Raw genomic sequence first — 14500 nt, 5'->3', positions numbered from 1 at the left:
GGGCCCTGTCCCGAAGTCCCGGCCCACCTGGCAGGCGACGCGCTCGCGCGGTGGCCGAGGCCACTTCGAGACACGCCCTACGAGCCGCCGGGCACCGTCTTGATCGTCTCGCGGGGCGCCTTCACGCTCTTGCCGAACAGCACGTACGACAGGTAGCCGCCGGTCTCCCGGACGATGTAGTGGAGCTGGGTCTCGCGGGTCTGCACGCTCGGGCCGCTGCGCGTGGGCGAGGCCGCCGCCTCGATCCCGTTGTCCTCGGCCATCTTCTTGGAGCGCAGGCCGTGCCAGGGGTCGGTCACGATGATCCCGCTCTTCCAGCCGAGCCGCTTGTACCGGCTCCCGACCGCCCGCATGCTCTCCAGCGTGTCGGCGCCCTCCGGGACCGCGACCACCTTGCTCGCCGGGACGCCGCCCCGCTGGACCAGCCAGCGCTTGCCCGCGTCCGCCTCGGTGAAGTTGTCGCCGGGCTGCTTGCCGCCGACGGTGACGATCGCCTTCGCCCTCCCGTGGCGGTAGAGGTCCAGGGCGTGCTGGAGGCGCCACTGCAGCGTGGGCGAGGGCCGGCCGTTGTACTGGGCCGCGCCCAGCACGATGATCGCGTCCGAGCGGGGGACCTCGTCCTGGCGGGCCTGGTACCAGACCCGCCAGGCCACCGTGAGCGGGGTCAGCACCACGAACGCGACCAGCCCCAGCACGACGGCCAGCGTGATCACGAACCGGCGCGAGCGGGGACGCCTCTCCTTGCGTCCCCGCCCGCGGCCACGCCGGCCGCCGCCATCGCCGCCATCGCCGCGGTCGTCGCCCCGGCCATCGTCGCGGTCGTCGTCTGGGAGCCCGTCCGCGGGCCCGTCCGCCGGGAGGCCGCCCCGCTCATGCTCCGGCACCTGGAATTCCAACGTCATCGCACTGGACACGTTAAATTAGATGGCCGGCAGACCGCCTGAGGTTCCCGAGTTCGGAGCGGGTTTCCGGTCACACTCCTCCAGGCTCCCGGACGGCGGTCAGCCCCGCGGGGCGTCGATCGCCGCGCGGCCCGCCTCCAGGCGCGCCACCGGGATCCGGAACGGCGAGCAGGAGACGTAGTCCAGGCCGACCTCGTGGCAGAAGTGCACCGACTCCGGGTCGCCCCCGTGCTCCCCGCAGATGCCGAGCTTGAGGCCGGGCCGGGTCCGCCGGCCCTCCTCGGCGCCGATCCGCACCAGCCGCCCGACGCCCTCCTTGTCGAGTGTCTCGAACGGCGAAACGCCGAAGATGCCCAGTTCCAGGTAGCGGGAGAAGAACGCCGCCTCCACGTCGTCGCGGGAGAACCCCCAGGTGGTCTGGGTGAGGTCGTTGGTGCCGAAGGAGAAGAACTCGGCGGCCTCGGCGATCTGGGCGGCGGTCAGCGCGGCCCTGGGCAGCTCGATCATGGTGCCGATCAGCGTCGGGACGTCGACCCCGGTGGAGCGCGCGACCTCGGCCAGCACGCCCTGGGCCTCGTCGCGGATGGCCTCGAGTTCCTGTACGGCACCGACAAGGGGGATCATGATCTCGGGACGGGGATCGCCGCCGGCCTGCCGCCGCTGCGCGGCGGCCTCGGCGATCGCCCGGACCTGCATGGCGAAAAGGCCGGGAATCGCCAAACCGAGCCGCACCCCGCGCAGTCCGAGCATAGGGTTCTGCTCGTGCAGCCGGTGGACGGCTTCGAGAAGCCTGCGGTCCTGGGGGTCGGCGCCGTCACCGGCGAGGGCGACCCGGACCGACAGCTCGGTCAGGTCGGGGAGGAATTCGTGGAGAGGGGGGTCGATGAGCCGGATGGTGACCGGCAGCCCGTCCATGGCCTCGAAGATGCCCTCGAAGTCGCTGCGCTGGAGGGGTTCGAGGGCGTCCAGGGCGGAGGCGCGCTCCTCCTCGCTCTCGGCGAGGATGAGCTTCTCCACCAGCTGCCGCCGGTCGCCGAGGAACATGTGCTCGGTCCGGCACAGCCCGATCCCCCGCGCGCCGAAGCGGCGGGCGCGGGCGGCGTCCTCGCGGTTGTCGGCGTTGGCGCGCACCTTCAGCGCGGCGCGGGCGTCGGCGTGGGCCATGACGCGGTGAACGGCCTGGACGAGCTCGCCGCCGTCCCGCGGGTCCAGCCGGCCCTCGAAGTACTGGACGACCGGGGAGTCCTCGACCGGGACCTCCCCGAGGTAGACCTCGCCGGTGGTGCCGTCGATGGAGATGACGTCGCCCTCGTTCACCACCACGCCGCCGGGGGCGGCGAAGCGGGCCGCCTTGACGTCCACGTCCAGCTCCTCGGCGCCGCAGACGCAGGTCTTGCCCATGCCCCGGGCGACCACGGCGGCGTGCGAGGTCTTGCCGCCGCGGGAGGTGAGCACGCCCCGGGCGGCGACCATCCCGGCCAGGTCGTCGGGGTTGGTCTCGCGGCGCACCAGGATGACCGCCTCGCCCTTCTCGGCGGCCCGGGCGGCGCGCTCGGAGGAGAAGACGGCCTTGCCGACGGCGGCGCCGGGCGAGGCGTTCATGCCCTTGGTCAGCCGGTGCGCGTCCGCGAGCCGGGCCTCGTCGAAGCGGGGGAACATGAGCTGGGCGAGCTGGTCGCCGGTGACCCTGCGGGCGGCCTCGTCCTCGTCGATGAGCCCCTGGTCGAGCAGCTGGCAGGCGATCCGGAAGGCCGCGGCGGCGGTCCGCTTGCCCACCCGGGTCTGCAGCATCCACAGCTTGCCGCGCTCGATCGTGAACTCGATGTCGCACATGTCCAGGTAGTGGTTCTCCAGCGTCTCCATGATCTGCAGGAGCTGCTCGTAGGACTCCCTGTCGATCCGCCCCAGCTCGGTCAGCGGCACCACGTTGCGGATGCCGGCGACCACGTCCTCGCCCTGGGCGTTGCGCAGGTAGTCCCCGTAGACGCCCTGCTGGCCGCTGGCGGGGTCGCGGGTGAACGCGACGCCGGTGCCCGAGTCCATGCCCAGGTTGCCGAAGACCATGGAGCACACGTTGACCGCGGTGCCCAGGTCGACCGGGATGCGCTCCTGGCGGCGGTACAGGATCGCGCGGGGGGCGTTCCAGGAGTCGAAGACGGCCTTGACCGCCAGGTCCATCTGCTCGCGGGGGTCGGTGGGGAACTCCCGCCCGGCGCGCTCGCGGACGATCCCCTTGAACGTCTCCACCAGCGCCCGGAGGTCGGCGGCGTCCAGGTCGCCGTCGTCACCGACGTCCTTGGCGTCCTTGGCGGCGTCGATCGCCTCCTCGAAGAGGTCGCCGTCGACGTCCAGCACGGTCTTGCCGAACATCTGGATCAGCCGGCGGTAGGAGTCCCAGGCGAAGCGCTCGTCGCCCGACTGCGCGGCCAGGCCGTGCACGGACTCGTCGTTCAGCCCGACGTTGAGGACGGTCTCCATCATCCCGGGCATGCTGAACTTGGCCCCGGAGCGGACGCTCACCAGCAGCGGGTCGCCGGGGTCGCCCAGGCGCTTGCCCATCCGCTCCTCCAGCGCGGCCAGGTGGGCGTCCACCTCGTCCTCCAGGCCCTCGGGCAGGCCGCCGTGCTCCAGGTAGTGCCGGCACGCCTCGGTGGTGATGGTGAAGCCCGGCGGGACCGGCAGCCCCAGGTTGGTCATCTCGGCGAGGTTGGCGCCCTTGCCCCCCAGCAGGTCCTTCAGGTCCTTGTTTCCCTCGGTGAAGTCGAACACGAACTTCGTCACGGGGTGCTCCTTCACGCTCAGATCCCACCCGGAAGGCAAGGCCGCCGGGTCTCCCCCGCCCGGCGGGCACGCTGCCGCGGCCCGCCGGGCGGTGGTAGCCCCGCTGCCCTGTGGGCGGGACTGTACCCGCGAAAGCGGACTTCGCTCGGCGCCCGGTGCGCCGACGGCCATTTACGCAGGTCAGACCTGCTGTAATGGTCTATTCCACTATGCGACATTCCAGACAGATTGCCTCGGAAACCCGCGTGTGACGGGTCTTCCGGGCGTTACACCGGGGACAACCGCCTGTTACATGGCGTACCCATTGCGATCGAGAGGGAATGATGGATCGAGGAGGTGAGGCTGTGAGGCCGATGGTCGCCGGTGGCCGGGCGGGAGACCCGTTCGCCCCGATCGCCGATTTCGGGTTCCTGTCGGACTGCGAGACCACCGCCCTGGTGGCTCCCAGTGGCAACATCGAGTGGATGTGCCTGCCGAAGATGGACTCCCCCAGCGTGTTCGGGTCCATCCTGGACCGCGACGCCGGCTACTTCCGGCTCGGCCCCGCGGGCGTGGAGGTGCCCGCGGCACAGCGCTACATCCCGGGGACCATGGTCATGGAGACCACCTGGTGGGTGCACGGCGGCTGGCTCGTCGTGACCGACGCCCTGCTCATGGGCCCCTGGCACCACGAGACGGAACGGTCCCACACCCACCGGCGGGCCCCCACCGACTACGACGCCGACCACGTGCTGCTGCGCATGGTGCGGTGCGTCAACGGCCAGGTCCAGGTGCGGCTCGACTGCATGCCGGTGTTCGACTACGGCCAGACGCCGGCCCGCTGGGAGCACACCGGCGCGGGCTACCACGAGGCGCTCGCCCGCGGCAACGGCGTCAACCTGCGCCTGACCACCGACATGAACGTCGGCTTCGAGGGCTCGCTGGCGACCTCGCGCACCCTCCTCAAGCAGGGCGACGCCCGCTTCGTCGCGCTGTCCTGGAGCGAGCACGAGCCGCCGGCCCACTACGAGGACGCCCAGGAACGGCTGGTGTGGACCGTCCACCACTGGCAGCACTGGCTGGACCGGGGCCGTTTTCCCGACCACCCCTGGCGCAGCCACCTCCAGCGCAGCGCACTGACGCTGAAGGGGCTGACCTACGCCCCCACGGGCGCGGTCGCCGCCGCCGCGACCACCTCGCTGCCGGAGGCGCCGGGCGGTGACCGCAACTGGGACTACCGCTACACCTGGATCCGCGACTCCACGATGGCGCTGTGGGCCTTCTACACCCTCGGGTACGACTGGGAGGCCAACGACTTCTTCTACTTCATCACCGACGTGGCCGAGGCCGCCGAGGGCAAGCTGCAGATCATGTACGGGCTGGACGGCCGGGAGGAACTGCCCGAGTCCACGCTCGACCATCTCAGCGGCTACGACAACGCCCGCCCGGTGCGCATCGGCAACGAGGCGTACATGCAGGCCCAGCATGACGTCTGGGGGGCGATCATCGCCTCCATCTACCTGTTCGTGCGCAAGCGCGACCGGCTCGACGACCGGCTCTGGAAGATCATCATCAAGCAGGTCGAGGACGCCCTGGCCAACTGGCGCACCCCGGACTGCGGCATGTGGGAGGTCCGCGGCGAGCCGCAGCACTTCACCTCCTCCAAGGTGTTCTGCTGGGTGGCCGCCGACCGCGGTGCCCGGCTGGCCCGGATCCGCGGCGACGCCGAGCGGGCCCGGCGCTGGCAGGACGCCGCCGACGAGATCCACGCCGACGTCCTGGCCAACGCGCTGGACGAGCGGGGCGTGTTCACCGCCCACTACGGGGCCCGCACGCTGGACGCCTCGGCGCTGCTGATCCCGCTGCTGGGCTTCCTGCCGGCCGACGACAAGCGGGTCCGCGAGACCGTGCTGGCCATCGCCGACGAGCTGTCGGAGGACGACCTGGTGCTGCGGTACCGGGCGGCCGAGACCGACGACGGGTTCAGTTCCGAGGAGGGCACGTTCACGATCTGCTCGTTCTGGCTGGTGAGCACGCTCGTGATGATCGGTGAACTGGACCGTGCCAGAGCCCTGTGCGAGAAGCTGCTGTCCTACGCCAGCCCGCTGCAGCTGTACGCCGAGGAGATCGACCCGCACACCGGGCGTCACCTGGGCAACTTCCCGCAGGCGTTCACCCACCTCGCCCTGATCAACGCGGTCATGCAGGTGATCCGGGCCGAGGACGACGAGCCCCAGGGCACCCAGCTGGCCTGACGGCCCGTGGGCGAGACCCCGTGGCCGGAGCCGCCGGTCACGGGGACCCGGTACGCGCTCCCGCCGCCGGCTCTGGACGGACGGTGGCGGTGCGCCGCCCTCACCTCGCGGTGAGGGCGGCGCTTCACTGCCGGGACCCGGCTAGACGACGGCGCCCGAGTCGCCCGGCTGGCGGGCGGCGGGGCGGGAGCCGGTCTTCGGGCGGGGCGGCGGCGCCTTGGCGCGGCGCTCGAACACCACGGCCAGCGGGGTCGCGACGAACACGCTGGAGTAGGTGCCGACCACGATGCCGATCAGCAGGGCGATCGCGAAGTCGGTGAGCGAGTCGCCGCCCAGCAGCGCCAGCGCGGCCAGGATGAACAGGGCTCCCATGCCGGTGTTGACGGTCCGCGGGACGGTCTGCACCGCGCCCAGGTTGGCCACCTCGGCGAACGGCGCCTTCGGCCGGGCCCCCCACAGTTCCCGGACGCGGTCGAACACCACCACCGAGTCGTTCACCGAGTAACCGATGACGGTGAGGAGCGCGGCGAGGAAGACGCCGTCGATCGGTTTCCCGAGCCAGGCGAACACGCCGGTGACGACGATCACGTCGTGGAACATCGCCGTCACCGCGCTCGCGCCGAACGTCCAGCGGAACCGGATCGCCAGGTAGGCCAGCTGGGCGAGCAGCGCGACGGCGAGGGCGATCAGCGCCTTGGTGCGCAGCTCCTCGCCGAGGCTGGGGCCGATCAGCTCGTCCCGCTGCTTGGTGACCTGGCCGCCCTCCTCGGCCAGCGCGTCCCGGATCGACTTCTCCTGCTCGTTGGTGAGCTTCTCGGTCCGCACGGAGATGTCGTCGGTCCCGGAGGTCTGCACCACGGCGCGCGGGAAACCGGCGTCGGCCAGGGCTGCGCGGGCGCTGTCGATGTTCACCGGGCGGCTGGTGGAGTACTCGACCAGCCGGCCGCCGGTGAACTCCACGCCGAAGTTCAGCCCGCGGACGAAGATGCCCGTGACGGCGAGCACGACGGCCAGCGCGGAGATGCCCAGCCAGAGCCGCCGGCGCCGCATGACGTCGGGCCGCCGCTTCTCGAGCACGCGCCGGACCCGCCCGATGGAGCCCAGGCCGGTCAGCCCGGGACGGCGGGACACGGCGCGGCGTGCCACCACCGACTCGGTGAGCACCCGGCTCAGCAGCATCGCCGAGATCATGGAGCCCAGCACGCCGATGGACAGGGTGACGCCGAAGCCCCGGACCGGGCCGGAGGCCAGGAAGAACAGCAGCCCGGCCGCCAGCAGCGTGGTGATGTTGCTGTCGGCGATCGCCGACCAGGCCTTGTCGAAGCCGGTGGCCAGCGCGCCGCGCACCCCGCGCCGGGGGGCCGCCGCGTACTCCTCTCTGGCGCGTTCGAACGCCAGCACGTTGGCGTCGATGGCCATGCCGATGGCCAGCACGAACCCGGCGAGGCCGGGCAGGGTGAGGGTCGCCCCGATCGCCACCAGCGCCGCGTACGAGATCAGCGCGTAGCAGGCCAGTGCCACGGTGGCCAGCAGGCCGACCAGCCGGTAGACGGCGATGATGAACAGCCCGGTGAGCAGCACGCCGATGATGGCGGCCTGGGCGCTGGCCTTGATCGCCGCGTCGCCCAGCGTGGGCCCGACCACCCGCTGCTCGATGATCTCGACGGGCACCGGCAGCGAGCCGCCCTGGACCAGCGCGGCCAGTTCCTTGGCCTCGGTGGGGGTGAAGTCGCCGGTGATCTGCGTGGAGCCGCCCGTGATGCCGATCCCGCAGGCCACGTCCTGGGTGACGGCCGGGGACGAGATCACCTTGCCGTCCAGGACGATCGCGACCCGGCGGTCGTCGCCCGCCCCGCAGGCGGCCTTGGCGGTGACCTTCTCCCAGGCCGCGCCGCCGCCCCCGCGGAATTTGATCGTCACCAGCCAGCCGGCCATGTTCTGCTGGTCGTAGGTGGCGTCGGCGGAGCCGATGCCGTCACCGGTGAGCGCGGCCGGGCCGATGAGGACGGGCTGCCCGCTCTCGTCGGGCAGCACCTGCTCGCCCTGCTTCGGCTTGCCGTCGTTGGTCCGTACGGGATGGGCGGTGAGCTGGGCGGTCCGGCCGACCACCTGGGCGGCCTGGGTGGGGTCCTGGACGTCGGGCAGCTCGACGATGATCCGCCGGTCCCCCGACCTGGTGAGGGACGACTCGGCGACGCCGAGCGCGTCGACGCGGCGCTGGAGCACCTCCTTGGCGCGGTCGGTGGACTCCCGCCCGGCCTTGACCGTGGGCGAGTCCCTGGTCTCCAGGACCATCTGGGTGCCGCCGCGCAGGTCGAGGCCGAGTCGGGCGGGTTTGGACAGGGCGAAGAAGAGCGAGGTGGCGAGCACGGCCAGGGCGAGCAGCGCCCGCACCACGTTGGCGCGAGTCAAAGGAGGAACCTCCACGCGGGGATCGGCGCGCAGGCGCCGCGGAACACCGGCGGCCGGGCCGCGCCGCGAGGGCACGGGCCCGGCCGCAGGCCGGACAGGACGTCAGATCCGTGCGTGGAGGGGCGGGGCCCGGCCCCGCGGGACGGCGCGGGCCGGGGCCGGGGGCGCCGCCGGGACCGGGGCGGCCCGGCCGGCCGTGGCGGAGGGCCGCGCGACCTCGGCACCGGCCGGGGTCACGGCGGGCACCGGCAGCGGGACGTGCGGCTCGGCCGTCTGGCGCGCCGCGATCACCACCATGCTCGCGCGGGCGGTCTGGGGCGCCCCGGCCCGTACGCCGGAGGCACTCCCCGCGCCCGCCGCGGCGGTGCCGGCGGACGGGACGGCCACGAGGCCCAGCAGCCCGAGCGCGATGATCAGCAGCCGACCGGGATGGCGCACGCGCTTCCTCCCGTCGACGGCCGATGACTTCCCGCCACCGTAGCCGATCGGCGCCCTGCCTGGGCGCATCCGCTCAGGGTCCGGCGCGTTCGCCGCCCGTGCCGGCGGGCTCCTTCTCCGCGAGCGGCGGGAACCACCGTTCGGGCAGCATCCGGCCCAGCCGTTCCGACCGGAGGGAGAGCAGCGGGCCGGCCACGGCCAGGATCAAGACGTAGCCCGCGATGAACGGCGCCAGCCGCGGATCGAGCCCGGCCGCCGCCGCCATCGTGGCCAGGACCAGGGCGAACTCGCCCCGGGACAGGACGGTCAGCGCCACGTTGGCCGACGGCTCCCGGCCGAACCCGTGCAGGCGCCCGGCCAGCAGCCCGGCCCCCAGGTTCAGGACCAGGGTGATCGCCACGGCGATCGCGACCGGCACGGCGACCGAGGGCAGGTCGCCCGGATCGATCTGCAGGCCGAAGGCGAAGAAGAAGATCGCGGCGAAGGCGTCCCGGAGCGGGTGCACCAGCGTCTGGATCCGCTTCGCGGAGGGGGTCGCGCCGAGGACCAGGCCGACCATGAACGCGCCGATCGCGTCGGAGACCCCGAACTCCTCGGCGACGCCGGCGACCAGGACGGCCAGGCCGACGAAGGTGACCACCAGCAGCTCGTCGTCCTTCAGGTCGACCAGCCGGCCGATCCAGCGCCCGCCCCACCGGGCGGCCGAGGCCAGGATGAGCAGGAACGCCAGCGCCTTGCCGAAGTCGACGGCGGCGGCGGTGAAGCTGTCGGCACCGCTCAGGATGGGCTGGAGCAGGGCCAGGTACAGGGCCAGGAAGACGTCCTCGACCACGATGATGCCCAGGATCAGGCGGCTCTCCGGGTTCCCGAGCCGGCCCATGTCCATGAGGATCTTGGTGACGATCGCCGAGGACGAGATGCCGATCACACCGGCCAGGACGAACGCCTCCCGGCCGCCCCAGCCGAGGGCGAACCCGAAGGCCAGCCCGCCGCCCACGTTGAGCAGCAGGTAGAGGCCGCCGGCCGTGAGCAGCCTCCCGCCGCCGGAGACCAGGTCGTCGAGATGGAATTCGAGACCCAGGTAGAAGAGCAGGAACACCAGGCCGAGGGCGGACAGCAGTTTGAGGTCGGCGGGGTCGTCGAACAGGGCCAGGCCGGGCGTGTGCGGCCCGAACAGGATCCCGGCGAGCATGAACAGCGGGATGGTCGGCAGGCCGATGCGCTGCCCGGCGCGGGCCAGCACCCCGGCAGCCAGGAACGCCCCGCCGAGAGCGATGAGGGCTTCGGCAAGAGAGATGGGACAACCTCCATGAGGTTCAGAACGGCGAAGGTGACGTCAGGAACTCACGGGGGGGAGGGGGTGCGCGCGCCTGGGGCGCGTCGGCGTGCGCGCCCGCGCACGCCGGCTGTGACGCTCCCGGCCGCGGGAGGCGCGCGTGCGGGACGGAGAGCGTGACCTCGCCGGGCTGGAGGGCCAGGAGCGGCCCCGGGTGGTCGCCGGGGGCGGCGGCCTGGGCGTGGTTGGCGATGAACGCCGGATGGGAGGTCTCCTGGGACGGCCCGGACGGCATGACCGACACCGAAGGCCCGGCCGGCGCCGCCGCGGTGGGCAGCGCCCGGACGGCCGGGCTCCCCGGCTCGTAGATCAGCCCGAGCAGGCAGAGCAGGAACGCCAGGAGCGGCGGCGTCCACGCCGCGGCCCGCCGGCCTCGCTCCCGCACGCCGTGCCCTCTCGTCCGCCGGTCGTCTCGGAGCCCACCGGGTTACCGGATCCGTTCCGGAGGTGTCACCCCTCAGCAATACGTCCCATTCAAAATGATCCACTACAAGACTATATGAGAACGGATGGATCTCCAAACGCGCCGAGGGCCGCCCCTCCCCCGTAAGGAAGGGACGGCCCTCGGCGACGGCCCCGCCCGGCCGCTTCCGGGCCGCCCGCCGCGAAGGTGCGGCGGGCTCCGGGGCCCGGCGGGACGGGATGTCAGCAGCCGATCAGCTGGGCGGCCAGGAACGCCTCCACCTGGCCGATCGCGATCCGCTCCTGGCTCATCGTGTCGCGCTCGCGCACCGTCACGGCGTCGTCCTCCAGCGAGTCGAAGTCGACGGTGACGCAGAACGGGGTGCCGATCTCGTCCTGGCGGCGGTAGCGGCGGCCGATCGCGCCCGCGTCGTCGAAGTCGACGTTCCAGTTGCGGCGCAGCCGGGCGGCCAGGTCGCGGGCCTTCGGCGACAGGTCGGCGTTGCGCGACAGCGGCAGCACCGCGACCTTGACCGGCGCGAGCCGCCGGTCGAGCCGCATCACCGTGCGCTTCTCCATCTTGCCCTTGGCGTTGGGCGCCTCGTCCTCGGCGTAGGCGTCCATCATGAAGGTCAGCGTGCAGCGGTCGACGCCCGCCGCCGGCTCGATCACGTACGGGACGAACCGCTCCCCCGCCTCCTGGTCGAAGAACGACAGGTCGGCGCCGGACGCCTTGGAGTGGGTGGCCAGGTCGTAGTCGGTGCGGTTGGCGATGCCCTCCAGCTCGCCCCACTCACCGCCCACGAAGTCGAAGCGGTACTCGATGTCCACGGTCCTCTTGGAGTAGTGCGAGAGCTTCTCCTGCGGGTGCTCGTACAGGCGCAGGTTCTCCTTGCGGATGCCCAGGTCGGTGTACCACTGCATCCGCTCGTCGATCCAGTACTGGTGCCACTCCTCGTCCGAGCCGGGCCGAACGAAGAACTCCATCTCCATCTGCTCGAACTCGCGGGTCCGGAAGATGAAGTTGCCCGGCGTGATCTCGTTGCGGAACGACTTGCCGACCTGGCCGATCCCGAACGGGATCTTGCGCCGCGCGGACTGCTGCACGTTGAGGTAGTTGATGAAGATGCCCTGCGCGGTCTCGGGGCGCAGGTAGGCGAGGCCGGACTCGTCCTCGACCGGGCCCAGGTAGGTCTTGAGCAGCCCGTTGAACATCCGCGGCTCGGTGAACGAGCCCTTCACCCCGCAGTTGGGGCAGGAGATGTCGGCCAGCCCCCCGGCCGGCGGGCGGCCGTGCTTCTCCTCGTACGCCTCCTCCAGGTGGTCGGCCCGGAAGCGCTTGTGGCAGGACTGGCACTCGGTCAGCGGGTCGACGAACGCCTGCACGTGGCCGCTGGCCTCCCAGACCTCGCGGGCCAGGATCACGCACGAGTCGAGCCCCACGACGTCGTCGCGGCCCTGCACCATGGACTTCCACCACTGGCGCTTGACGTTGTTCTTCAACTCCACGCCCAGCGGGCCGTAGTCCCAGGAGGCGCGCAGGCCACCGTAGATCTCGCTCGACGGGTAGACCAGGCCCCGTCTCTTGGCGAGGTTGACGATCGTGTCCAACACGTCGGAACGGCGTGCCATGAGCATTCTCCATCCAACTGGCGGTCGGCGGGATTGTCCGTACGCCCTGCCGCCGCGGTACGCGGCGGGTGCGGTGCCGCCGGTCCCATGGCGGCCCCAGGCGAGCGTGATCCCCGGTGTGATGCTGCTATGTCGTGGAACGCGGCGTTACCGCCGGTCCAGAGCGGTCCCCAGCTTAGAGCACATGCGCAAGCGGCCGTACGCAACGTGACCGCGGGCGGACGGGGCGGCGGCGCCGCTCAGTACACGCGCCCGTCCACGTTGTTGCTGTCGATGTTGAGGGCCACGCCGCCGTGCCTTTCCCTGTGGGGTCCCCGGTACTGCTTGATCCGGCGATGCGGATGCCACATCCGGTTGGGGATGTGGGGGTGGCCGTACAACGCCTTCCTGCCGTCCCAGTCGGCGAACCAGAGCGCCTTGGGGAGGGTGATGCCCCTGGAGCCGGCGAGGTGCCGCGGGGCCGAGCGCGCGCTGCTGTAGACGCCCGGTACGTAGTCCCCGCGCTTGACCGTCCGCGACCAATGGTGCAGGAAGATGAGAACGGCTCTGCGGCACCTCGCGTTGCGGCCGTTGTAGTACTCCATGTCGTAGTAGATGGGCCTGCCCTCAGGGATGCCCAGCGCCCTGGCCTTGCGCATGGCGTCCGCGGCCACCTGCCTGCCCTTGCGCGCGGCGTTCCGGGGCGTGAACCGCCCGCTGTACATGCTGCAGGGCGCCTGCGGGCCCACGTAGGTGGGCGTGAGGCGGTAGCCCATCCGCCGGACGTTCCGTACCCACCGGCGGGTGAGGTTGGGCTGGGCGCAGCCGCGCATGGAGCCGCCGATGTAGATGTTGGTGACGTTGTAGGAGCGCCGCCAGGCCCGCATGGCGCGAAGGGACGGGGCGGTGCAGGTGTCGAAGCCCCTGCCGACCGTCCAGTGCTTCCTGCGGGAGCCGGCCGCCCGGCGTTCGGGCGTGTACGGCGCCGCCGCGGCCGATGTACCGGCGGATCCCGGCCCGGCTTTCCAGACGGCGGGCCGGGCCCCGGCCGACCAGCTGTCGGCGGGCCAGGTCCCGGTGAGCCTGGTGGAACGGATGATCTCCTGGATCGCGGCGGGATCCCGGCCGTACGAGCCGGTGATCGTGACGCCGGCCTCCGGGACCGGCACCCGCACCTGGTGATCGCCGGACGGCCTGAGGGTCAGCCGGGCGAGCCGGTGCGCGGGCGCGGCGGCGGCGGGGCGGGCGTCGGCGACGGTCCCGGTCGTGACCGGCCCCCTGGTGGCGGGGCCCGGGGCGGGACGCGGGGCGGCGCGCGGGGTGATGTGCAGGACGTCCGCGCCGCCCAGCAGCCTGGCCGGGCAGTCCGGCTGCGGCCCGTGGGCGCCGAGGTAGATCGCGCGCCGGTCGTACCGGACGCAGGCCGTGGGGTCCTGGTCGAGGCGGTGGACGCTCCACCCGGCGGGCACCGGGACCAGCACGCCCCGGTAGGCCACCGACCGGACGGCGGGCGCCTCCTTCAGCGCGGCGGGCGGGTGTCCCGGGGGCCGCGCGGCGGGCGGGTCGAGACCGGGGACGAGCGGTGCGAGCGCCACCACCCCGAGCAGTCCACCGAGGACGGGCAATCCCCTGCGTACGGGCGCATGGCGCATCACAGCTCCCCCGAGAGGTGATCAAGATGCGGCAGTGATCACCATCCGTGGGGCCCCCGAAACAGACGTCAGCGGTTCTTTCCCGGACGTTGACCCGCACAACGCGAAGAAACGACCTCGTACGCCCCCGGCTCGTCCACGGCCATCGCCGCGAGCGGGATGAACTGGAGCCGGAGCTCGTAGCCGCCCAGCGCGCGCCGGTAGAAGCCCGCGCCCTCCCACTCGGTCACCAGCGCCCAGAGCGAGGGGTCGTCGACGGTACGCGCGAGCCGTCCGGAGCGGTAGCCGGGGCTGGCGGCCAGGGCGTCGAGCACCGCGGTCATCCGCTCGGCGAAGCCGTCGGCCTCCTGGCTGGGGACCCGGTACCGGGTAATGGCGATCACGGCTCCATCCTGGCACCGGGCGGCGTACGTTGGAGCATGTGAACACACCGCGAGAGACGTCGGGGACGCGCGCGGCCGTCGAGCGGTGGAGCGCCGCGCCGCTGGCCTTCCTGGGCGGGCTGCCCCGCTGGGTGCTGCTGGTCGCCGTCTTCGGCCTGCTGGTGATCGGGATGGTCGGCACCGGCTGGGTCGGGGCGGCGGGACTGCTGGCGCTGCTGCTGGTGCTGGCCTGGTTCGCCTATCTCAACTGGCCGGCGCTGGAGACGCCCGGCCGGATCCTGCGCGTGGCGGCGATGGTGGCGCTGGCGGCGTTCGCCGCGGGCCATGTGCTGTAACCGGCGTGCCGCGG

Annotated in this window: 11 protein-coding genes; 2 read left to right on the top strand and 9 right to left on the bottom strand. The window is 72.3% G+C overall.

Going from position 1 to position 14500, the window contains the following annotated elements; all coding sequences use genetic code 11:
• Window positions 1–77: 77 nt before the first annotated feature.
• Window positions 78–902: a YdcF family protein gene (locus IW256_RS10835; protein WP_197010835.1), complete on the bottom strand. Its 825-nt coding sequence runs from the start codon at window positions 900–902 to the stop codon at window positions 78–80.
• Window positions 903–1001: 99 nt separating this feature from the next.
• The gene (gene ppdK / locus IW256_RS10830) at window positions 1002–3683 is read right to left on the bottom strand and encodes a pyruvate, phosphate dikinase (protein WP_197010834.1); all 2682 of its coding nucleotides are present in this window, start codon (window positions 3681–3683) and stop codon (window positions 1002–1004) included.
• A 353-nt stretch (window positions 3684–4036) separates the two neighbouring features.
• Here ppdK and IW256_RS10825 point away from each other — a divergent pair, with 353 nt between their 5' ends.
• Window positions 4037–5917: a glycoside hydrolase family 15 protein gene (locus tag IW256_RS10825; protein ID WP_197016233.1), complete on the top strand. Its 1881-nt coding sequence runs from the start codon at window positions 4037–4039 to the stop codon at window positions 5915–5917.
• A 141-nt stretch (window positions 5918–6058) separates the two neighbouring features.
• Here IW256_RS10825 and secD read toward each other — a convergent pair whose 3' ends face one another.
• From secD to IW256_RS10790, 7 genes are all read right to left on the bottom strand, one after another.
• Window positions 6059–8329, bottom strand: coding sequence for a protein translocase subunit SecD (secD, locus tag IW256_RS10820; RefSeq protein WP_197010833.1), 2271 nt, complete (start codon window positions 8327–8329; stop codon window positions 6059–6061).
• Window positions 8330–8431: 102 nt separating this feature from the next.
• Window positions 8432–8767: a hypothetical protein gene (locus IW256_RS10815; protein ID WP_197010832.1), complete on the bottom strand. Its 336-nt coding sequence runs from the start codon at window positions 8765–8767 to the stop codon at window positions 8432–8434.
• Between the two features lie 73 nt (window positions 8768–8840).
• Window positions 8841–10010 carry a cation:proton antiporter gene (locus tag IW256_RS10810; protein ID WP_307828835.1) on the bottom strand — a complete coding sequence of 390 codons (1170 nt, stop codon included), beginning with the start codon at window positions 10008–10010 and terminating at the stop codon, window positions 8841–8843.
• 73 nt (window positions 10011–10083) lie between these two features.
• Complete coding sequence (locus IW256_RS10805; protein ID WP_197010831.1) at window positions 10084–10488, bottom strand: hypothetical protein; 405 nt, start codon at window positions 10486–10488, stop codon at window positions 10084–10086.
• 260 nt (window positions 10489–10748) lie between these two features.
• Window positions 10749–12137: a glycine--tRNA ligase gene (locus IW256_RS10800; protein WP_197010830.1), complete on the bottom strand. Its 1389-nt coding sequence runs from the start codon at window positions 12135–12137 to the stop codon at window positions 10749–10751.
• Between the two features lie 239 nt (window positions 12138–12376).
• Window positions 12377–13768, bottom strand: coding sequence for a DUF1906 domain-containing protein (locus IW256_RS42155; protein ID WP_197010829.1), 1392 nt, complete (start codon window positions 13766–13768; stop codon window positions 12377–12379).
• A 68-nt stretch (window positions 13769–13836) separates the two neighbouring features.
• Entirely contained in the window at window positions 13837–14151 is a 315-nt protein-coding gene (locus tag IW256_RS10790) for an antibiotic biosynthesis monooxygenase family protein (protein ID WP_197010828.1), read from the bottom strand.
• 29 nt (window positions 14152–14180) lie between these two features.
• On the opposite strand from IW256_RS10790, the gene IW256_RS10785 reads away from it, so the two are divergent.
• Window positions 14181–14486: a DUF6703 family protein gene (locus IW256_RS10785; protein ID WP_307828833.1), complete on the top strand. Its 306-nt coding sequence runs from the start codon at window positions 14181–14183 to the stop codon at window positions 14484–14486.
• Window positions 14487–14500 lie beyond the last annotated feature (14 nt).

The sequence above is a fragment of the Actinomadura viridis genome (assembly GCF_015751755.1).
In the GTDB taxonomy this organism is placed as follows: domain Bacteria; phylum Actinomycetota; class Actinomycetes; order Streptosporangiales; family Streptosporangiaceae; genus Spirillospora; species Spirillospora viridis.
The sequence above is the reverse complement of the archived record's forward strand: the minus strand, read 5'-3'. Positions and strand labels throughout refer to the sequence as shown.